20 protein-coding genes are annotated in these 18,992 nt (G+C 73.4%); 9 read left to right on the plus strand and 11 right to left on the minus strand.

From position 1 onward, the window contains the following. Positions 1-13 precede the first annotated feature (13 nt). Together QSJ60_RS14575 and QSJ60_RS14580 are read right to left on the minus strand one after the other, a co-directional pair. Positions 14-703: a response regulator transcription factor gene (locus QSJ60_RS14575; RefSeq protein ID WP_189086254.1), complete on the minus strand. Its 690-nt coding sequence runs from the start codon at positions 701-703 to the stop codon at positions 14-16. A gap of 28 nt (positions 704-731) precedes the next feature. Continuing rightward, positions 732-2,069, minus strand: coding sequence for a class I SAM-dependent RNA methyltransferase (locus tag QSJ60_RS14580; RefSeq protein WP_285464075.1), 1,338 nt, complete (start codon positions 2,067-2,069; stop codon positions 732-734). A 53-nt stretch (positions 2,070-2,122) separates the two neighbouring features. Here QSJ60_RS14580 and QSJ60_RS14585 point away from each other — a divergent pair, with 53 nt between their 5' ends. Together QSJ60_RS14585 and QSJ60_RS14590 are read left to right on the plus strand one after the other, a co-directional pair. Continuing rightward, the gene (locus QSJ60_RS14585; protein WP_285464077.1) at positions 2,123-2,758 is read left to right on the plus strand and encodes a Maf family protein; all 636 of its coding nucleotides are present in this window, start codon (positions 2,123-2,125) and stop codon (positions 2,756-2,758) included. A gap of 135 nt (positions 2,759-2,893) precedes the next feature. Next, on the plus strand, positions 2,894-4,672 hold the full coding sequence (locus QSJ60_RS14590; protein ID WP_189086251.1) for an acetyl/propionyl/methylcrotonyl-CoA carboxylase subunit alpha: 1,779 nt from the start codon (positions 2,894-2,896) through the stop codon (positions 4,670-4,672). A gap of 24 nt (positions 4,673-4,696) precedes the next feature. Here QSJ60_RS14590 and QSJ60_RS14595 read toward each other — a convergent pair whose 3' ends face one another. Then, on the minus strand, positions 4,697-5,884 hold the full coding sequence (locus QSJ60_RS14595; protein ID WP_285464078.1) for an MFS transporter: 1,188 nt from the start codon (positions 5,882-5,884) through the stop codon (positions 4,697-4,699). 80 nt (positions 5,885-5,964) lie between these two features. Here QSJ60_RS14595 and QSJ60_RS14600 point away from each other — a divergent pair, with 80 nt between their 5' ends. Both QSJ60_RS14600 and QSJ60_RS14605 read left to right on the plus strand, forming a co-directional pair. Then, the gene (locus QSJ60_RS14600; protein WP_189086248.1) at positions 5,965-6,288 is read left to right on the plus strand and encodes an ArsR/SmtB family transcription factor; all 324 of its coding nucleotides are present in this window, start codon (positions 5,965-5,967) and stop codon (positions 6,286-6,288) included. Positions 6,289-6,366: 78 nt separating this feature from the next. Next, entirely contained in the window at positions 6,367-7,413 is a 1,047-nt protein-coding gene (locus tag QSJ60_RS14605) for a GNAT family N-acetyltransferase (protein ID WP_285464079.1), read from the plus strand. A 123-nt stretch (positions 7,414-7,536) separates the two neighbouring features. On the opposite strand, the gene QSJ60_RS14610 is transcribed toward QSJ60_RS14605, so the two are convergent. From QSJ60_RS14610 to QSJ60_RS14635, 6 genes are all read right to left on the minus strand, one after another. After that, positions 7,537-8,049 carry a hypothetical protein gene (locus tag QSJ60_RS14610; RefSeq protein ID WP_285464081.1) on the minus strand — a complete coding sequence of 171 codons (513 nt, stop codon included), beginning with the start codon at positions 8,047-8,049 and terminating at the stop codon, positions 7,537-7,539. Between the two features lie 52 nt (positions 8,050-8,101). Beyond that, positions 8,102-8,929 (minus strand): hydrolase, encoded by an 828-nt coding sequence (locus QSJ60_RS14615; RefSeq protein WP_285464083.1) that lies wholly within the window; start codon positions 8,927-8,929, stop codon positions 8,102-8,104. A 64-nt stretch (positions 8,930-8,993) separates the two neighbouring features. Continuing rightward, positions 8,994-10,169, minus strand: coding sequence for an adenosylhomocysteinase (locus QSJ60_RS14620; RefSeq protein WP_285464086.1), 1,176 nt, complete (start codon positions 10,167-10,169; stop codon positions 8,994-8,996). Between the two features lie 27 nt (positions 10,170-10,196). Then, positions 10,197-10,829, minus strand: a complete 633-nt coding sequence (locus QSJ60_RS14625) for a dihydrofolate reductase family protein (RefSeq protein WP_285464088.1) — start codon at positions 10,827-10,829, stop codon at positions 10,197-10,199. Continuing rightward, positions 10,829-11,335: an SRPBCC family protein gene (locus QSJ60_RS14630; RefSeq protein WP_285464090.1), complete on the minus strand. Its 507-nt coding sequence runs from the start codon at positions 11,333-11,335 to the stop codon at positions 10,829-10,831. Before QSJ60_RS14630 ends, QSJ60_RS14625 begins: the two co-directional genes overlap by 1 nt. After that, positions 11,332-11,673 carry an ArsR/SmtB family transcription factor gene (locus tag QSJ60_RS14635; protein ID WP_285464092.1) on the minus strand — a complete coding sequence of 114 codons (342 nt, stop codon included), beginning with the start codon at positions 11,671-11,673 and terminating at the stop codon, positions 11,332-11,334. The genes QSJ60_RS14630 and QSJ60_RS14635 overlap by 4 nt, the downstream gene beginning before the upstream one ends. A 212-nt stretch (positions 11,674-11,885) precedes the next feature. Between QSJ60_RS14635 and QSJ60_RS14640 the strand changes: the two genes are divergently transcribed. From QSJ60_RS14640 to QSJ60_RS14655, 4 genes are read left to right on the plus strand one after another with little or no spacing between them, the layout of a single operon-like run. Then, the gene (locus QSJ60_RS14640; protein WP_285464094.1) at positions 11,886-12,839 is read left to right on the plus strand and encodes a ribokinase; all 954 of its coding nucleotides are present in this window, start codon (positions 11,886-11,888) and stop codon (positions 12,837-12,839) included. Continuing rightward, positions 12,836-13,693, plus strand: coding sequence for an MIP/aquaporin family protein (locus tag QSJ60_RS14645; RefSeq protein ID WP_230765887.1), 858 nt, complete (start codon positions 12,836-12,838; stop codon positions 13,691-13,693). Before QSJ60_RS14640 ends, QSJ60_RS14645 begins: the two co-directional genes overlap by 4 nt. A gap of 10 nt (positions 13,694-13,703) precedes the next feature. Next, positions 13,704-14,507, plus strand: coding sequence for a class I fructose-bisphosphate aldolase (locus QSJ60_RS14650; protein ID WP_285464096.1), 804 nt, complete (start codon positions 13,704-13,706; stop codon positions 14,505-14,507). A 39-nt stretch (positions 14,508-14,546) separates the two neighbouring features. Beyond that, positions 14,547-15,296, plus strand: a complete 750-nt coding sequence (locus QSJ60_RS14655) for a GntR family transcriptional regulator (RefSeq protein WP_285464097.1) — start codon at positions 14,547-14,549, stop codon at positions 15,294-15,296. On the opposite strand, the gene QSJ60_RS14660 is transcribed toward QSJ60_RS14655, so the two are convergent. Then, positions 15,271-16,164 carry a CPBP family intramembrane glutamic endopeptidase gene (locus QSJ60_RS14660; protein ID WP_285464101.1) on the minus strand — a complete coding sequence of 298 codons (894 nt, stop codon included), beginning with the start codon at positions 16,162-16,164 and terminating at the stop codon, positions 15,271-15,273. The genes QSJ60_RS14655 and QSJ60_RS14660 overlap by 26 nt on opposite strands. 98 nt (positions 16,165-16,262) lie before the next feature. After that, positions 16,263-17,312 carry a GNAT family N-acetyltransferase gene (locus tag QSJ60_RS14665; RefSeq protein ID WP_285464102.1) on the minus strand — a complete coding sequence of 350 codons (1,050 nt, stop codon included), beginning with the start codon at positions 17,310-17,312 and terminating at the stop codon, positions 16,263-16,265. Positions 17,313-17,489: 177 nt separating this feature from the next. On the opposite strand from QSJ60_RS14665, the gene QSJ60_RS14670 reads away from it, so the two are divergent. Next, positions 17,490-18,836, plus strand: a complete 1,347-nt coding sequence (locus tag QSJ60_RS14670; RefSeq protein ID WP_285464103.1) for an alpha/beta hydrolase family protein — start codon at positions 17,490-17,492, stop codon at positions 18,834-18,836. Positions 18,837-18,992: the final 156 nt, after the last annotated feature.

Below are 18,992 nucleotides of genomic sequence, written 5' to 3' on the forward strand. Positions count from 1 at the left end.
GGCGACGCGCCACTCAGCGGAGGGCATCGCCCGCTTCGCCGTCGAGGCCGGGGAGGATGCCGTCTTCGACCGCCCGGCGCAGCAGGTCGACCTTGGTCGGCGCGGGACGGCCGACCTCGACGTACTTGGCGCGGATGCGGTCGAGGTACTCGCGGGCGGTCGAGTGCGCGATGCCGAGCTGGGCGGCGACGAGCTTCAGCGGCAGGCCGGAGGCGTACAGGTGCAGCACGTCGCGCTCGCGACGGCCGAGCTGCGCCCTCGCGAAGTCGCGGTCGGCCTCGATCGCGCTCGCCCACTCGACGTTGTTCAGCACGTCGCCGCGAGCGACGGTGGAGATGGCGCCGATGACCGCGGCCATCGGCGAGGCCTTCGGGATGACGCCCGCGGCCCCCGCGGCGAGCGCCTCGCGGACCGCGGCGACGCGGTCGGCGATGGAGTGCACGAGCACGTGGCTGCCGGTGGCGAGCACCTGGCGCACGTTGTCGGTGACGCTCGAGCCGTCGCCGAGCGAGAGGTCGAGGACGACGACGTCGCAGCTGCCGCCGCCGAGTGCGGCGAGGAGCTGGGGCACATCGGCCGTGTCGGCGATGACGTCGTAGCCGGCGTCCTGGCAGGCGGCGCGCAGCCCGAGCCGGACCGCCTCGTGGTCGTCGACGATCGCGACCGTCGCCTGGCGTGCGTCGCTGTCGCGCTCGTCGCTCACAGCACCCCCCGTTTCCTCAGGTGCCACCCTAGCGGGCGAGACGCACCACTGCTTCGAGGTGATGCGTGTTCGGGAACAGATCGAACGCCTCGATCGACTCCGGTTCGTAGCCGTGCCCTCGGAAGAGGGCCACGTCGCGCGCGAGCGCGACCGGGTCGCACGCGACGTAGACGATCTGGGCCGGTGCGAGCCCGGCGATCCGGTCGACGACCTCGCGGCCGGCGCCCGCGCGCGGCGGGTCGAGCACGACCGTGCCGGCCGTGAGGCTCGCGCGCTCGGCGGCGCCCGCGCCGGCCTCGAGCTCGGCGAGGAAGCGGTCGACGCGGCCGGTCACGGCCTGCGCTCCGACCCACTCGGCGAGGTTCTCCCCGGCGTGCAGCGTGGCGCGCGCATCCGCCTCGACGGTCGTGATGCGGGTGGTGTCGCCGAAGCGGTCGCCGACGGCGGCCGCGAGCAGGCCGACGCCGCCGTAGAGGTCGAGGTTCGCGGCGCGCGGGTCGAAGCGCTCGGCGTCGATCGCGCGCTGGACGGCGGCGTGCAGGGTGGCGGCGGCGCCGCGGTGCACCTGCCAGAAGCCGCCGCGGTCGACCTGGAAGCGCCGCCCGGCGACGAGCTCCTCGACGATCACGGTGTCGCGGGGCGGCGCCGGGGGCGCGGGCTGCGCGCGCCGCTGACCGCCGCGCCGGCCCCGCTGGCCCCGCTGGCCCCGCTGGCCGCGCTGGCGCGGTTCGGCGGTCGCCTCGACGGTGACGAGCTGGGCCTCGCCCGCGCTCGGCAGCACGAGGTCGATCGCCCCGACGCCCGGCATGCGCGCGTCGAGCGGGGCGAGCGCCGCCAGCTCGACCGCCGCGAGCGGCAGCGAGGCGACGGGGACGACCCGGCGGCTCCGCGCGGCGTACGGCCCGACCCGGCCCTCCTCGTCGACGTGCAGCCGCACCCTGGTGCGCCAGCCCGTGCCGTTCGCGGCGTCGACGCCGGGCGCGAGTCCCTCGGCCACGGCCGCGACCTCGGGGGCGAGCGCGACGCCGCCCATGCGCGAGAGGGCGTCGGCGAGGACCTCGCCCTTGAGCGCGCGCTGGCGCTCGATGCGGATGTGGCCGAACTCGGCGCCGCCGGCGCGCTCGGCGGGGTCGCGATCGACGGAGGCCTCGGCCCAGACGTGCTCGCGGCGGTCGGGCGAGGCGTCGAGGACCTCGACGGTGTCGGCGCGCCAGAACCGGTCCTTCGAGGCATCCGTCACCCGTGCCCGCACCCGCTCGCCGGGGATGGCGTCGGCGACGAAGACGACGCGGCCGTCGTGGCGGGCGACCGCGATGCCGCCGTGGGCGATGCGGTCGACCTGGAGGTCGAGCAGGGTTCCGAGCATGCATCGAGCATCCCACAGCAGCGCGGGCGGCCTCCGCCCGGCAAGATGGTCGCATGCGCCTCTACCTCGCCTCCACCTCCCCCGCCCGGCTGCAGACGCTCCGCGCGGCGGGCATCGAGCCGATCGCCGTCGCCCCCGGCGTCGACGAGCGCGCGGTCGTCGAGGCGTACGAGGGGCAGCACGGGCCGCTGCCGGTGGAGCGGATGGTGCAGCTGCTCGCGCAGGCGAAGGCGGAGGCGCTGCTCGGCTCGACCCCCGGCGGCGAGCCGATCGACGGGCTGATTTTCGGCGGCGACTCGGCGTTCCTCGTCGACGGCCGCATCCACGGCAAGCCGCACACGCCGGAGGTCGCCAAGGAGCGCTGGCTCGCCCAGAACGGCGGCAGCGGCGCGCTGTGGTCGGGGCACTGGCTCATCGACCACCGCGGCGGCCGGGTGAACCGGGCGGTGGGTCGGGCGGATGTCGCGACGGTGCGCTTCGCGACGCTCGACGAGGCCGAGATCGACGCCTACATCGCGACGGGCGAGCCGCTGGCGGTGGCGGGAGCGTTCACGGTCGACAGCCTGGGCGGCCCGTTCATCCGCTCGGTCGAAGGCGACCCCTCGACCGTCGTCGGCCTCTCGCTCTCGACGCTCCGGGAGCTCGTGCGCGAACTCGGCGTGCCGTGGACCGGGCTCTGGAACCGCTGAGCCCCGAACGCACCGATCCGATCGGCAACTCCGGCGAGCTGAGGCCGCAGTTGTGAGCTGCCGCACCATGCAACCGTGTCTTTTTGTGGGAGCCCTTCAAAGCCGAGGGGGTCCCGCGCAATAGAGTTGAGAACTATGCCGCGCATCACCAAGGTCCTCATCGCCAACCGTGGCGAGATCGCCGTCCGCGTCATCCGGGCGGCCCGCGACGCCGGAATCGGCTCGGTCGCCGTCTACGCCGACCAGGACCGCGACGCGCGCCACGTGAAGCTCGCCGACGAGGCGTACGCCCTCGACGGCGCCACGAGCGCCGACACCTACCTCGTCATCGACAAGCTGCTCTCGGTCGCCCGTCGCTCCGGCGCGGACGCGGTGCACCCGGGCTACGGCTTCCTCGCCGAGAACCCCGACTTCGCCCGCGCGGTCATCGCCGCCGGCCTCGTCTGGATCGGCCCCTCCCCCGAGGCCATCGAGCGCCTCGGCGACAAGGTCTCCGCGCGGCACGTGGCCGAGAAGGTGGGCGCGCCCCTCGCCCCCGGCACCCTGAACCCGGTCGCGGGCGCCGACGAGGTCCTCGAGTTCGTCGACCAGCACGGCCTGCCCGTCGCCATCAAGGCGGCGTTCGGCGGCGGCGGCCGCGGCCTCAAGGTCGCCCGCACCCGCGAGGAGGTGCCCGAGCTCTTCGACTCGGCCACCCGCGAGGCGGTCGCCGCCTTCGGCCGCGGCGAGTGCTTCGTCGAGAAGTACCTCGACAAGCCACGCCACGTCGAGACCCAGTGCCTCGCCGACCAGCACGGCAACGTCGTCGTCGTCTCGACCCGCGACTGCTCGCTGCAGCGCCGCCACCAGAAGCTCGTCGAGGAGGCGCCCGCGCCGTTCCTCAGCCAGGTGCAGATCGACGCCCTCTACTCGGCCTCGAAGGCCATCCTGAAGGAGGTCGGCTACGTCGGCGCCGGCACCTGCGAGTTCCTCATCGGCCAGGACGGCACCGTCTCCTTCCTCGAGGTGAACACCCGCCTCCAGGTGGAGCACCCCGTGTCCGAGGAGGTCACCGGCCTCGACCTCGTGCGCGAGCAGTTCCGCCTCGCCGAGGGCGGCGTGCTCGACTACGACGACCCCGAGGCGAGCGGCCACTCGATCGAGTTCCGCATCAACGGCGAGGACCCGGGCCGCAACTTCCTGCCCGCGCCGGGCCCGATCCACCAGCTCCGCTTCCCCGGCGGCCCCGGCATCCGCGTCGACTCGGGCGTGACGAGCGGCGACGAGATCTCAGGCGCCTTCGACTCGCTGCTCGCGAAGCTCATCGTGACCGGCAAGGACCGCCAGGAGGCGCTCTCGCGCGCCCGCCGCGCCCTCGACGAGTTCGAGGTCGCCGGCCTGCCCACGGTGCTGCCGTTCCACCGCGACATCGTGACGAACCCGGCCTTCGCGCCCGAGGGCGAGCAGCCGTTCTCGATCTACACGCGCTGGATCGAGACCGAGTACGAGAACACGCTCGAGCCCTGGTCGGGCGAGCTCGAGGAGGTGCGCGGCCCGGCCGCGCGCGCGAGCGTCGTCGTCGAGGTCGACGGCCGACGCATCGAGGTCTCGCTGCCGAAGAAGCTCGTCGGCACCGCCGGGTCCAACGGCGGCGCCTCGGCCGGCGCCCCGGCTCCTCGCCGCCGCGCCGCGGGCGGGGCGGTCGACACCGCCACCGGCGACGCTGTGAAGGCCCCCATGCAGGCCACCGTCGTGAAGGTCGCCGTCGCCGAGGGCGACAAGGTCGTCAAGGGCGACCTCGTGCTCGTGCTCGAGGCGATGAAGATGGAGCAGCCGATCATCGCGCACAAGGACGGCATCGTCGGCGTCGTGAACGCCGAGCCCGGCGTCACGGTGTCGAGCGGGCACCTGCTGCTGTCGATCGCCGACGCGTAGGCGCCGAGGCCCGGCAGGGACGGCTCAGTAGCCCGCGCGGCCGGGCGCCCGCCAGCGCAGCGCCGCTGCGAGAACGGCGAGCAGCACGACGACCGCGCCGTAGCCGTAGGTCGTCGCGCCCAGCGAGATCGCGGGGGCGAGCAGGCCGGCGACGACGGCGGGGATGCCGAACGCCAGGTAGGACACCGTGTAGAGGGCGGCGAAGGTCGCGGCCCGCTCCGCCGGATCGACGCTCGGGATGATCGACCGCAGCACGCCCATGAAGGCGGTGCCGAATCCCGAGCCGGCGACGACGACGGCGGCGAAGTACGCGGCGAGCGAGTGCGCGCCGAGCGCGAGCAGGCTCAACGCCATTCCCGCGGCGAGCGCGGCGGCCCCGTAGATCGTGATGAAGCGCGGGGTGCGCGAGCGGATGAGCGCCGCCGACACCGCCCCGGAGCCGGCGAGCGCGGCGACGGCGAGGCCCTGCCAGAGGTGGAGTTCGGCGCCGAGTTCGCGGTGCACGATGCTCGCCCCGAGCGAGAGGAAGAGCCCTCCGGTCGCCCAGCCGGCGAGCACGACGGGGGTGCTCTTCACGAACAGACCGCGCACGTGCGCGGGAACGCCCAGCCGTGGCCGAAGCGAGGCCGGCCATCCGGGGTGGCGCGGGGAGGTCTCCGGCGCGACCCACGCGAGCGCGGACATCGCGAGGAAGGCGATCGTGAGGGGCAGGAACACGGCGGCGAACGGGTCGGGGGCGATGTCGAGCACCGCGCCCGCGGCGAGCGCCCCGAGCGCGAGCCCCGCCATCGGGGCGACCGCGTTCCAGAGGGCGGCGGAACCGGGACGGCCGGCCGGCTCGAGATCGGCGATGCTCGCGGAGAGCGCGGAGAGCAGGAGTCCGCTCGCCGCCCCCTGCACCGCCCGAGCCGCGAACAGGGTCGCCGTGGCATCCGCGTGCCAGAACAGGAGCACGCTCACCGCGAGGAGCAGGAACCCGGCGCTGACGACCGGGCGGCGGCCGAGGTGGTCCGACAGCGACCCGGTCGTGAGCAGCGCGCCGAGGAGCGTGATCGCGTAGACCGCGAACACCGCGGTGATGGTGCCCGAGTCGATGCCGAGCTCGAGCTGCAGCACGGGATAGAACGGCGAGGGGGCGCTCGCGCCGGCCATCATCACGGTGACCCCGACGATCGCGAGGGCGAATCCGGGGCCGGTCGGGCGAGTGTGCATGAGGCATCCTGTCTGTTCCAAAAATGTCGAACGATTGGACGCTACTCGCCATCCGCGCATTATTCAACTATTCTCGAACCATGCGCGCCCCCGTCGAGCTCCCGCACCCCGAGCGGGCGGAGCTCACCCTCAGCGCGGTGCTCTTCGCGCTGAGCGACCCCGAACGGCTCGCCATCGCGCAGCAGCTCCACGACGGCCCCCTCGACATGGCCGCCTGCCACCTGAGCGACCCGAACGTGCCGAAATCGACGAAGTCGCACCTCATGAAGGTGCTCCGAGAAGCCGGGGTCATCCGAAACGAGCCGAACGGGCGCGGGCGCATCCTCACCCTGCGCCGCGAGGACCTCGACGCCCGCTTCCCCGGTCTCCTCGACACGATCCTCGACGCCGCCGGGCCTTCCTGACCCGCCCGGGCGAAACCCGGCACGAAGCCCATCCGCCCGCCCGTTGTCGGCCGACGGCGGCCCGCCTAGGATGAGCGGATGACCGAGCGGACCGCCGGGCGCCCCCGGACGCCACTCAGCGAACGGGTGCGACCCGCCGCAGCGCCGCGCTTCGCCCATCCGGACGTCGCGGACTGGCGCTCCGTCGGCGAGGCGGAGCTCGACGCCGTCGCCGAGCTCGAACGTGCGATCTCGGAAGCCGACCACCCCGAGTACTCGACGACCCGCGACGATCTCGCCGACGAGCTGGGCATGTCGTTCGTCGACCGCGAGCACGACTCGATCGTGGCCCTCGACGACGCGGGACGCGCGATTGCCTGGGGGCTCGTGCAGCAGCCGCCCGGGCAGGAGACGCTCGTGCGCTCGATCGCCATGGGCGGTGTGCACCCGCGCCATCGCCGGCGGGGCGTCGGGCGGCTCCTCCTCGACTGGCAGCGGGCGCGAGCCGAGCAGCAGCTCGCGGCGTCCGAGCGCCCCCTCCCCGGCTGGATCATGGCCTTCTCCGACGACCGCGCCGCGGGCGCCGCTCCGCTCTTCGACGCGGCAGGGTTCACCGCCGCCAGGTTCTTCGCGGGCCTGCGCCGCGACCTCGCCGAACCGATCGAGCCGCTCGAGCTCGGCGACGGCCTCCGGCTGGAGTGCCTGACGGCCGAGCGCTTCGAGCAGGTGCGCGAGGCGCGCAACGACGCCTTCCGCGACCACTGGGGCAGCCAGCCGTCCTCAGCCGAGCAGTGGCGGGCGTTCGTGTCGCGAACAGCGTTCCGACCGCAGCTCTCATTCGTCGCCGTCGACCCGGCGATCGACGCGGCCGTCGGCTTCGTGCTCGCCGACGTCGACGAGGACGACTGGCCGCGGCAGGGGTACTCCAGCACCCACGTGCCGCTCGTCGGCGTCGCCCGCGCGGCGAGAGGGCGCGGCGTCGCCAGCGCCCTGCTCGCCGCGCACCTCCGGGCGAGCGCGGCGGAAGGGATTGAGTTCTCCACGCTCGAAGTCGACGCGGCGAGCCCGACCGGCGCCTTCGCCCTTTACGAACGAATGGGGTACCGACCGGCGGCCCGGGAGACCGGGTACACGATCGTGTACTAGTCCGGTCGGAGCCGGCCCCGTCTCCGCACTGACCAAACGGGCTTCGGCAACCATTGCTCGTCGTACGGCATCCGGCTCTGAGCGCTCGCCGTCGAGGTGCGGAGCCACGCGGACGCGCTCGCCTCAGCAGACCTCTTCGGACTGCTCGGTCAGGATCCAGCGGCCACCCTCGGGCACGAGCGCGACCGTGCCGCAGTCGCCGGAGCCGTAGGTGACGAACAGCGCGGCGCGATCGGCCGCCTCGTCGAGCGTCTCGACCTCGGCATCCGCCGTCTCGCCGAGCGCGGCGTACAGCTGCGCGGTCGTCGCGATCAGCTCGGTGCAACCGCCGAGCGAGACGCCGCTCGCCGCGAGCTCCGCGAGCATGTTCGCGACGAGCTCGTCGCTCAGGTAGGAGCAGGCCAGTTCGACGTCCGGCTCGCGGCTCGCCGCGAGCCAGGTGCGGAAACTCTGCTCCGGGGTCTCCGCCGCGGCCGCGCTCGGCGAGGCGGGCGCCGGCGACGCTGGGGCCGACGCCGCCCCGCTCGGCGCAGCTCCGCCCGCCGGCGCGCTCGTGCAGCCGGCGAGGAGGCCTGCAAGGAGGGTCGCGGCGAGCAGCGGGCGGATGGCGCGGCGAATCGATCGGGACGTGGTCACCGTCCCATCCTGCCGGGTTCCGAGCCGGGGCTGCGGCGCCCGCCCACGCCCGTCAGCCCGGCCCGGTGAGGTGATCGAAGTCGCCGCGCGCCCAGGCGGCGTGCCGGTCCGCCGAGGCGCGCAGTCGCGCCTTCCCCTCGGAGCGGATGGCGCCGCCGAAGTTGCCGTAGATGCGCTCGAACTCGTACCGCTCGACGTGATCGGCGATCCGCAGCACGACGCCGGCCGACAGCGGGATCCGATTCGGGTACGAGCGCATGAAGGCGAGCGACTCCCCGTCGGGGTTGACCCCGATCGTGTCGCCGGTCAGCAGCACGCCGGCGCCGTCGCGCCCGGCCCAGTGCACGACGCAGCTGCCCGGGAAGTGGCCGCCGGGCTGCGAGGCGACCACACCGGGGACCAGCTCGATCTCGCCGTCCCAGTGCACGACCGGCTCCGGCACGACGCCGAGCCATTCGCGGTCCGCGTTCGACACGTACACCGGCGCCCCGCCGAGCGCCCGCGACCACTGCGACTGCAGCCCGTACATGTGCGGATGCGAGGCGATGATCGCGGCGAGTGGGCCGAGCACGCGAACCGCCTCGACCGCGGGCTCGGTGATCGACGCCGGCACCTCCACCATCACGTTGCCCGCCTCGGTGACGACGACCTTCGCCTGCTGGTCGATGCCGGGGCCGCCCTCGACCGCGATCGACCACAGCCCGGGCTCGGTCTCGAAGACCTCGATGCCGCCGGTGAAGTCGGCCGGGTCGACCCAGTGCTGCCGCCGATCCGCGGCGAGGTACTGGCGTTCGTCGGCGCAGATCGGACAGATCTCAGGCAGCGCCTCGGGGTCGTATTCGACGCCGCAGACGGCGCACTGCAGCACAGCTGGGTTCATGCGGGCTCCTCACCTCGCACCCCAGTCTCGAACCTCGAGTGCACTCGAAGTCAAGCCGGGCGGCTCACCGCCACGTCTCCACGAGCCGCGTCGCGAGCGCCCGGTCGACGTCGGCCGGCACGGCGTGCGGGCCGGTGAACGGCGCCCGCCCCGTGGCGATCGCGGCGAGACTCGCGGCCTGCAGCGCGAGGCCGAGGTCCATCGCCTGGATGGGGTTCCCGCTCGCGGCGACGAGGTTGATCATGCGCGTGCCGTGCAGCACGACGATCTCGCGGCCGTCCGGCATCCGGTAGAGCGTGCGCGCCGACGCCTCGGCGCCCGGCACGGACAGCGAGCGCTGCTCGACCGCGGCCTCGGCGAGTGCGCCGAGGTCGAGTTCGTAGGGTTCGTGGCCGACCCCGGCGACGATGAGCCCGTCGGGCAGGAGCGGGAAGGCCTCGACCGGCACGACCTCGGGATGGCCCGTCGCGAGGAAGAGCGCGTCCGAGCCAGGCAGCAGCTCCGTGAGCGGGCCCACCCGGTGGCCGTGCATGATCGCCTCGAGCGCCCGGTACGGGTCGGAGTCCACGACGCTGACCCGCGCGCCGAGGCGCTGCAGGGTGTCGGCGACACCCTTGCCGCAGGGCCCGTAGCCGATGACGGTCGCGCGGATGCCGGGCAGCATCGCATTCGTCGCGTTCATGAAGCCCTGCACGATGCTCTGCCCCACGCCGAACTCGTTCTCGACGAGGAGCTTCAGGGTGCTGTCGTTGATCACGATGACCGGGAAGTCCGCGGCGACGTCGAGCTCCCGCAGCCGCCGCCCGCCGGTCGTCGTCTCCTCCGTCGCGCCGAGGAAGGCGGCAGCTCGCGGGCCGCCCCGCAGCACGAGCTCGATCATCTCGCCGCCGTTGTCGAGCAGCAGCTCCGGCTCGGCGGCCACGACCCGCGCGACGTTGCGGGACTGCTCGGCCGGGTCATCCGTCCGCTCCCCCACGACCGTCGCGCCGAGCTCGGCGAGCGCCGCCGCCGTCTCGGGGACGGTCGTGCCGAGGTTGCCGGTGATCGTCACGCGCGCGCCGACCCGGAGCAGCCACTGCACGAGCACCCCCGTCTTGGGCTCGGTGTGCAGGCAGATGCCGACATGCCGGCCGGCGAACGCGTCGGCGTGCTCGCGCATCGTCGCGGCGAGCACGGGCATGGAGCGTGCAGCCCAGTCGAGCGCGGGGAATCCGCTCGGCGGGAGGTGGAGCTCGGTCATCGTCGGGTCCTTTCCGATGAGCGAAACCTACCGCGTCGGCTCCCCGACCCGCACCCGGTAGCGGAGGTGCGTGGTGAGCGGCGAGGACTCGGCGCTCACCTGCTCGATCCCGATCCTCGCGGCGTCGATCCGGTCGAAGAGGCGCACCCCGGTGCCGAAGAGCACCGGCGAGACGGCGAGGTGGAACTCGTCGACGAACCCGGCGTTCAGCGCCTGCACGATCGTGTCCGCGCCACCGGCGATCCGGACGTCGCGCGCGTCGGCCGCCGCACGAGCCTGCTCGACCGCGGACTCGATGCCGTCGGTGACGAAGAAGAAGGTGGTGCCGCCGGCGCGCACCCACGGCTCGCGCGGTGCGTGGGTCACCACGAACACCGGGGTGTGGAACGGCGGCTCCTCCGGCCACATGGCCTCGCCGGCGTCGAACATGCGTCGGCCCATGACGCTCGCCCCGGTGCGCTCGAAGGTGGCGCGCACGAGATCGTTGTCGGGCCCCTCCTCACCGCCGGTGCCGAGCTGCAGGTTCTCGCGGAAGTGCTTCTGCCGGAACACCCACTGCTGCAGCTGCATCCACTGCCGGCCCATCAGCTCGTCGGCGGACGCCGGGGCGATGTAGCCGTCGAGCGACATCGAGACGCTGAAGAACACGGTGCCGGCCATCAGCGCGTCCGCTCCGTCCGGTCCGCCCGTTCGACGTAGGCGGCGAGTTCGGCAAGGGTCTGCCGGCCGCCCTCGACGGCGCCGTGCCGTTCGATCGCGGCATCGCGCAGCTCCCGACTCCGGAACACCGTCTGCATCCGCACCCTGGTGGCCCCTCCGAGCTCCTCGAAGCTCAGCACCGACTCGAAGGCCTCGGGATCGTCGCGGTGCTCGCCGTGGAGCATGGCGATCCGCTCCGGCGGGACGATCTCGGTCCAGCTGATCCACTCGGGATACTTCGTGCCGTCCGGCCCGTGCATCACGAACTCCCAGACCCCGCCCTCCCGGAACTCGAACGCGCGGGTGGTCGTCGTGAAACCGTGCGGGCCCCACCACTGCGACAGGTGCGACACCTCGGTGAACGCCTCGAACACGAGGGCCCTCGGGGCGTCGATCAGGCGGGTGATCACGATCTCGCGGTCGGCCGTGGCCGACTCCACACCGTTCGTCGCCGCATCGTCCGTCATTGCGCACTCCTGTTCCGCTTGAGGTCCTGCACGTACGCGTCGAGCCGCTCGAAGCTCTCGTTCCAGAACCGCTCGAATCCGCCCGCCCACTCGTGCACCGGCTCGAGGCCGCGCGCGTCGAGCCGGTACACGCGCTGCCTGCCGTCGCGCCGGTCGTGCACGAGCCCCACCTCCCGCAGCACGCGGAGGTGCTTCGACGTCCCGGGCTGGCTCAGCCCGAGTTCCTCGGCGATGGCGGTCGCGGGGCGCTCGCCGTCGCGGAGCAGCAGCAGGATGTCTCGTCGCTGCGGTTCGGCGATGGCGTTGAAGACGTCGGAGGTCGTCGCTGCACGGGCCATCCCCGCATCATATTCCCATATAGGAAAGCAATGCAAGGACCACCGGGGTGGCACCCCCGCTCGCGCCGCGCCTGCGCGCCGCCCGCCGGCGAGGAGAGGAGGATCCGAGGCATGGATCACCTCGGTTCACGGGCGAGTACTTTGCAATACGTACATATACGTCTATGCTCCTTTTCGTACGGTACGGATCAACGACGTTTCGGAGAGAACCCATGACCCCCAGCACTCCCCCGGCCGCCCAGATCGTCTGCGTCGGCAGCACGATGGTGGACCTCATCTCGTATCTCGAACGGATGCCCGCGCAGGGCGAGACCGTCTTCGGACGCGGCTTCGCCCAGGGCTTCGGCGGCAAGGGCGCGAACCAGGCCGTGATGGCGGCGCTCCTCGGCAGCCGTGTGGTGATGGTGAACACCGTCGCCACGGACTCCTTCGGGCGCGACACCATCGAGAACTTCCGCTCCTTCGGGATCGACGTCGAGCACATGGCGCAGGCGCCGGACAGCTACAGCGGCGTCGCCAATGTGATGGTCGACCCGAGCGGCGACAACCGCATCATCCTCGGCGCCGGCGCGAACGAGCTCATGACGCTCGACCAGGTCGACGACGCGTTCGCCGCGAACCCGGCGCCGGCACTCGTGCTCAGCCAGCTCGAGGTGCCGCAGCCGATCATCGAGCGCGGCTTCCGGCACGGCAAGGACGCCGGCGCGATCACGGTGCTGAACCCGGGGCCGGCGGCCCCCGTCGCGCCGGGTCTGCTCGCCCTCACCGACTGGCTCATCCCGAACGAGACGGAGTTCGCGCTGCTGTTCGAGGCGGAGTTCGGCCGGGCCCCCGAGGACATGACGACGGACGGCGCGGCCTTCGCCGCCCGCCTCGGGGTGCGCCTCGTGATCACCCTCGGCGAGGACGGCGCCAACCTCGTGCACGAGGACGGCAGCGTCCGGCACTTCCCCGCCCCGGTCGTCGACGCGGTCGACACGACGGGAGCCGGCGACGCGTTCTGCGGCGGATTCGCGCACGGCCTGGCCGCCGGCCTCGATCCGATCGCCTCGATCGAGCTCGCCATCGTCGTCTCGGCCGACTCGGTCACCCGACGCGGCACCCAGGCCTCTTACGCGCGCGACGAGGCGCTGCAGCGGCTGCTCGCCGAGGGGGTCGCCCGATGACCGGCCACTGGCGCGCCTACGCGGGCGAGGCGCTCGGCACCTTCGCGATCGTCCTGCTCGGCTGCTCAGGCGTCGCCGTGGCGATCCTGCTCGCCCAGGTCGCGGACCTCGTCTCGATGGGCATCATCTGGGGCTCGGCCGTCGCGATCGCCGTCTGGCTCGCCGCGACGTTCTCGGGCGCCCACCTGAACCCAGCCGTCACGCTCGCCTTCGCCATCGCGGGCAAGCACTCCTGGCGACTCGTCCCCGGCTACTGGATCTCGCAGATCGCCGGCGCGCTCGTCGGCGCCTCCGTCGTCATGCTCTGGTTCGGCGGGACCCTGCGGCAGTGGATGGCCGAGCAAGGCATCGCGAAGGGCGCGCCGGGCGCGGAGGCGGCCGCGATGGTCTTCGTGCCCTACTCGCCGAACCCCGCGATCATCGGCACCGACGCCGCCGCCTACGAGGCGGTCCCCGTCGGCGTCGGCTTCTCCGTCGAGCTCATCGCGACGGCGGTGCTGATCCTCTTCGTCGTCATCGTCTCCCACCGGCGGACGGTGAACGCCCCGGTGTCGTGGGCCTTCCCGCTCGCGATCGGCGTGCTCATCCTGATGCTCACGGTCGCGACCGGCGCCCTCTCGATGACCTCGCTGAACCCCGCCCGCGACCTCGGCCCCCGACTGCTGCTGCTCCTCGACGGCTGGGGCGCGAACGCGTTCCCCGGGCCGCGCGACGGGCTCTCGCTGCTCATCACCGTGGGCGCCCCGATGCTCGCCGGCGCCGTGATGGGGCTCGTGCTGCGGTTCGGCCTGGACCGCGCACTCGACCGACGAACGACCGACGAGCCGGCGGAGCAGACCGCCGACGTCATCTGAAAGGCAGGGAATGAACACGCTGACGACCGCACCGAACGGAGTGGACCGACGACTCGCGCGCGTGCTCGGCGATGACGGGCGAGCCCTCATCGTCGGCTACGACCACGCCGTCTCGGCGGGCACCAGCGGCGGGTACCTCGGCGGCCTCCGCCAGCTCGCGCACGCGAGCTGGCGGGGCGGCGCCGACGGCCTGCAGATGGGGCTGCACTCGGCCAAGACCCTCGACCCGGAGGTGCACGGCTCCCCCACGACGGGCCTCGTGCTGCGGGTGGACCGCTCTCCCGTGACCGACGACCCGCACGAGCGGCTCGAGGCATCCGCCCACTGGGCCGGCGCGGAGCAGGTCGTCCGCGCCGGCGGCGACTGCGCCGTGGTCTTCCTCATCTACGACGTGCGGGCGCCGCGGGTCGTCGACCTCGGCGCCGAACGCACCGGGGCGCTCGCGCGCGAGTGCGAGCGCCTCGGCCTGCCGCTCATGGTCGAGGTGATGGCGAAGGCCGCGGACGTCGACGACGCGGCGCTCTCGCAGATCATGATCGACGGCACCCGGGTCGCCTTCGAGCTCGGCGCCGACCTCGTGAAGATCGACCGGACGCCCTCCCGCGCGGCGCTCGCCGACCTCGTCGCGGCCGTGCCGGTGCCGGTCCTGCTGCGGGGCGGGCCGCCGCGCAACGGCCCCGCCGCCACGATCGCGGATCTCGAGGCATGCCTCGACGCGGGCATGGCGGGCGCGGTCTACGGGCGCACGGTCTGGCAAGATGAGGATCCGGAAGGGATCACTCGCGAGCTGCGATCGGTCATCCATGGTCGGTGATCCGTAGGGCTCCACGCGCAGGAACGAGACGCTTTGACCGTGCCCCAGCTGGACCCGCTGATCCGTGACACCGCCTGGGCGCTGCACGATCAGATCAGCGACCAGATCCGCCGGAACATCACGAGCGGCGCCTGGCCGCAGAACTACAAGCTCCACGCCGAGTCCGATCTCGCCGAGGAGCTCGATGTGAGCCGGGGCACGGTCAGGCGCGCACTCCGCACGCTCATCGACGAGGGGCTCCTCCGCCAGATCCAGGGCCGCGGCACCTTCGTCGCGGCAGGCGAGCTGCAGCAGGACTTCAGCAATCCGCTCCGCTCGATGGCCGAGGAGCTGCAGGCGCAGCGGATCGACTTCGCGACCGCCCTCGTCTCGGCGGAGCGGGTCGCCGCCCCCGCGGGCGTAGCCGGACTGCTCGAGCTCTCGCCCGGCACGCCGACGTGGAAGCTCGTGCGCGTCCGCAGCAACGCCGACGGCGAGCCGATCATGGTGCTGGAGAACTGGATCGGCACCGCGGCGCTGCCCGAGCTCGACGAGGGCGCGGTGCTCGGCAAGGGGCTCTTCCGGCACCTCGAGGAGGATGCCGGCATGCGCATCACCCTCGGTCGCCGCATCGTCGGCGCCACCGCGCCGACTCCGCAGTTGTCCGAACTGCTGCGCGTTCCGGCGGGCGAGCCGCTGCTGCACGTCGAGCAGACCACCTACACGCGCGGCGACCGCCCGGTGGAGTACTCGAACGTGTGGATGCCGCCCTCGCGGATCCGGCTCACCTCGCTCGTCCGCCGGAGCTGATCGCCGACCCGCCGGCCCCGTCCGCTCGGCGCTGATCGCCCGCGCGCGAGGAGACGATCCAGATCCCCGCGGTGACGATCACGCACACCGCGATGCCGAGCAGCTGGCGCGGCGAGCCCGCGGCGTCGGGGTCGGCGACGCGGTGGTCGCCGGCGAGCCACACCGTGACCACGATGGCGGCGAGGTTGTTCGCGGCGTGCATGACGCTCGCCGACTCCAGGCCGCCCGTGCGCCAGGTGATGAGCGACGCCGCCACGCCGAAGGCGAGGTAGAAGGCGAGCCGCCACGGATCCGCCGTGCCGTGGAACGCCGCGAAGAGCACCGCGGTGACGAGCAGGCTCATCGCGAGGCTCACGATGCTCGGCCCGAACCAGGTGGCGACCGAGCGCGTGAGCAGCCCCCGGAACAGGTACTCCTCGGCCATGGACTGCAGCGGGGCGAGAAGGAGCGCGAGGAGGATGGCCGTTCCCATCGCGAGCGAGGTCGCGGGCGGCGCCGGCGCGCCGTCGAGCACCCAGTCGGCGGCACCGAGCAGCGCGAACGCGGGTACCACGACGAGTGCGGCCCGGCCCGCCACGGCCCACCGGAACCTCCCGGCGACCGAGTGCAGCCAACGACCCGGAACCCCGAAGCACACCCGCTGCACGAGGAAGACGAACGGCAGCACCGCCGCGATCGTGAGGAACGAGAGCGGCAGCCGCGCATCCGGGAAGCCCGCCGCGACGATCGCGGGCACGACCCAGCCGCCCATCGCTGCCGCGAGGCCGACGTAGATCGCGAGGATCGCGACGGCGGCGACGGCACCGCGCAGACCGGAACGGCGGATGCCCCGGAAGAACTCGTGGTACTCGCGCGCTTCCGGGGCCATCCCTCCAGTCTCACATCAGCGGGAGCGGAGCGCCCGCATCCCGAGCAGGCGATGCACCGATCTCTGCGAACGTGGCGAGGCGCCCCGGCCGCTGCCGCCTAGAGCACCTTGACGAGGCTGACGGAGCGCTGCGACTCGCGGAAGCCGAGCCCCTCGTAGAGCCCGACGGCCCCGGTGGGGCTGTCGGCGTCGACGTCGAGCACGGCGAGCGCGAACCCGGCGTCGCGGTAGACGCGCATGGCATCCGCGAGGAGCGCCGACGCGAGCCCCCGACCGCGCCATTCCGCCCGGACGCCGAGGGCGTCGATGTACGCGAACGAACCGCCCCGCAGCGCCCACTCCTGCTCCGACACGGTGACGATGACGAACCCGACGACGAGCTCGCGGCCGGCCTCGTCCGACGCGACCAGGACGCGCGACAGCTCGGGCCGGGCGGACTCCAGGCGCTCGTCGGCGTCCCATTCCCGCGCCGTCGCGGGCTGACTCCCCCAGTGGTCCTCGAACGCGGCGTTGTACGCCAACCGGGTCTCCTCGCGCCAGTCCAGGTACGGTTCGAGCCGCACGCCTTCCGGCAGCGGCCGTTGCGGGATCGGCGCCCCGAGGTCGCCTTCGAGTTCGAGCCACCACCGGGTGGGCGCGTATCCGTGGCGCTCGAACAGCGCGATCGCGTCCGCCACGTGCTCCTCGGTGCCCGCCGCCAGCCACGCCGGCAGGCGCTCCTCGGACGAGCCGAGCATCTGCCGGCCCCGGGCCTCCTGCCAGGCGAGCAGCGCGGTGCCGATGCCTGCTCGCCGGCGCGCGGGATGCACCGTCCCGTCGAGGGTGATCCAGACGACGGTGCGGTGCTCCTCACCGGCGATCACCGCGCCGTACGCGACGATCCGTCCGCCCGGCTCGACGCCGACGATCGTGTCGAGTGCGAGGTCCACCGTCGGCATCTCGAGCAGCTGGGCGACCTCGTCCTCCGCCACCACGACGGTCGAATGGTCGAGCCGCCCGGCCTCCGCGAACAGCTCCGTGATCGCGGGGACGTCCTCGGCGGTCATCGGGCGCCACTCGAGCCCGCCGACGCCGTCGAGCACGACCGGCTCGAGGAGTTCGACGCGGTCGCGCAACGGGCGGAGGTCAGAAGGGGTGGGTTGGATCATTGTTCGACGCTATGCCGTGGGGAGGGGCTCGGACATCCGCCGCCGGAGGGATCCGGCCCCTCCGTGATCGTTCCGCGGTACCACCCGCCGACCCGCGCGGCGCGTCATCACCGCGGATGACCCGGAGTCATCCGGGCGTCGGACGCGGCTCGGTCCGGCCGCGCCGAAGCTGAAGCGGTGACCCCGCTCGACGTGCTGCTCGCCCTCACCGCGCCGCTCCTGCTGGCCTCGTCCGCGCTGCCGCGACGCATCCGCGCCGTCGCCGTCGCGGCCTCCGCCGCCGTCAGCGCGGCGCTCGTGCTCACCGCGCTCGCCCTCGACGGCGTGCGCTGGCCGAGCGCGGTGCTTGCCGTCGCCGCGGCGGTGGCCCTCGTCGTGACCCTCGCGCGGCTCCGCTCGCCGGGGCGACCACGGCGCCGTGCCACGACCGTGCTCGCCCGGCTCGGCGGGGCCGCGGCCGGCACCCTCGCCGTGCTGCTCGCGATCGGCGCCACCGGGGCGAACTGGGCGCTGCCGAGGTTCTCGCTGCCCGCACCGAGCGGACCGCACGCCGTCGCGGAGACCACCCTGCAGTGGGAACGCCCGCACGCCGGCCCGAGCCCGCGCACCATCGTGGGCCGGCTCTGGTACCCCACCGAGCAACCACCCGACCCCGGCGGCGTCGCCTACCTCGGCCGCGACGCCGAGGAGTCGACGATCGTCGCGGCGGCGTTGGCCGAGGATTTCGGCGCGCCCGCGTTCCTCTTCGACGAGGTCGCGCGGGGGCGGGTCCAGGCCGCCGCCGACGCGGCGCCCGCACCGGGCAGCTGGCCGGTGATCGTGCTCTCCCCCGGGCTCGGCGGCGTCCGCGCGCAGAACACCTCGCTCGCGATGGAGCTCGCGAGCCACGGCTACGCCGTGCTCACTCTCGATCACCCGGGCGACAGCTCGGCGACGGTGCTCGAGGACGGCACGGTCGTGCGCAGCGCCCTCACGGACGACCCGGCCGCCGCCGACGCGCTCATCGGCGAATGGGCGCGCCGGCGGGCGGCCGATCTGTCCTCGGCGCTCGACGAGCTCGAGCGGATCGCCGAGGGCGAGCGGGCCGACCCGGCCGGCCGACGTCTGACGGGTGCCCTCGACCCGGCACGGGCGATCGCGGCCGGGCATTCCCTCGGCGGCGCCTCCGCCATCCTCGCCGCCGGCCTCGATCCTCGCTTCGCCGCCGCCGTCGACCTCGACGGCTACCCGTGGCTCGCGGAGACGCTGGGCGCGCTGCCGCCGGTGCTCGCGCTCGTCGCGGGCGAGGGCACGGGCGATGCCGAGGCCGACGACCGCTACCGTGCGGCGCTCGACGCCGTGCTCGCCGCGTCGAGCGATCCGGTCCGCGTCGAGGTGGCCGGGGCCGCGCACCTGAGCTTCACCGATGCCCCCGCCTATCTCCCCCCGCTTCCCGAACTCGTCGGCGGCAGCGGTCGCGGCGGAGCGAGCGCGGAGTCGGCCGAGGCGATCCTGGCGTTCGCCGCTCGGGTCCTGCACGGCTGAGCCGCCGGCGCTGCACGGACGCACCCCGACCGTCCCCGGCCCCCTTGACACTGGTGGAGTCGAGTGCTTCACTCTTCTCACTCATTGGAATCAAGTTTCCGCCTTGCGAAATCAGATTCCTCCGGCAGGGTCGCCGGCCTGGCGTCGGCGACCCTG

The organism is Agromyces sp. NBRC 114283 (genome assembly GCF_030268405.1).
GTDB classification, from domain to species: Bacteria; Actinomycetota; Actinomycetes; order Actinomycetales; family Microbacteriaceae; genus Agromyces; species Agromyces mediolanus.

Bases quoted from the DNA above. Each gene is read 5' to 3' on its own strand.
- QSJ60_RS14580 (WP_285464075.1), bottom strand. From the start codon at position 2,069: ATGCTCGGAACCCTGCTCGACCTCCAGGTCGACCGCATCGCCCACGGC.
- QSJ60_RS14585 (WP_285464077.1), top strand. From the start codon at position 2,123: ATGCGCCTCTACCTCGCCTCCACCTCCCCCGCCCGGCTGCAGACGCTC.
- QSJ60_RS14590 (WP_189086251.1), top strand. From the start codon at position 2,894: ATGCCGCGCATCACCAAGGTCCTCATCGCCAACCGTGGCGAGATCGCC.
- QSJ60_RS14595 (WP_285464078.1), bottom strand. From the start codon at position 5,884: ATGCACACTCGCCCGACCGGCCCCGGATTCGCCCTCGCGATCGTCGGG.
- QSJ60_RS14600 (WP_189086248.1), top strand. From the start codon at position 5,965: ATGCGCGCCCCCGTCGAGCTCCCGCACCCCGAGCGGGCGGAGCTCACC.
- QSJ60_RS14605 (WP_285464079.1), top strand. From the start codon at position 6,367: ATGACCGAGCGGACCGCCGGGCGCCCCCGGACGCCACTCAGCGAACGG.
- QSJ60_RS14615 (WP_285464083.1), bottom strand. From the start codon at position 8,929: ATGAACCCAGCTGTGCTGCAGTGCGCCGTCTGCGGCGTCGAATACGAC.
- QSJ60_RS14620 (WP_285464086.1), bottom strand. From the start codon at position 10,169: ATGACCGAGCTCCACCTCCCGCCGAGCGGATTCCCCGCGCTCGACTGG.
- QSJ60_RS14625 (WP_285464088.1), bottom strand. From the start codon at position 10,829: ATGGCCGGCACCGTGTTCTTCAGCGTCTCGATGTCGCTCGACGGCTAC.
- QSJ60_RS14630 (WP_285464090.1), bottom strand. From the start codon at position 11,335: ATGACGGACGATGCGGCGACGAACGGTGTGGAGTCGGCCACGGCCGAC.
- QSJ60_RS14635 (WP_285464092.1), bottom strand. From the start codon at position 11,673: ATGGCCCGTGCAGCGACGACCTCCGACGTCTTCAACGCCATCGCCGAA.
- QSJ60_RS14640 (WP_285464094.1), top strand. From the start codon at position 11,886: ATGACCCCCAGCACTCCCCCGGCCGCCCAGATCGTCTGCGTCGGCAGC.
- QSJ60_RS14645 (WP_230765887.1), top strand. From the start codon at position 12,836: ATGACCGGCCACTGGCGCGCCTACGCGGGCGAGGCGCTCGGCACCTTC.
- QSJ60_RS14650 (WP_285464096.1), top strand. From the start codon at position 13,704: ATGAACACGCTGACGACCGCACCGAACGGAGTGGACCGACGACTCGCG.
- QSJ60_RS14660 (WP_285464101.1), bottom strand. From the start codon at position 16,164: ATGGCCCCGGAAGCGCGCGAGTACCACGAGTTCTTCCGGGGCATCCGC.
- QSJ60_RS14665 (WP_285464102.1), bottom strand. From the start codon at position 17,312: ATGATCCAACCCACCCCTTCTGACCTCCGCCCGTTGCGCGACCGCGTC.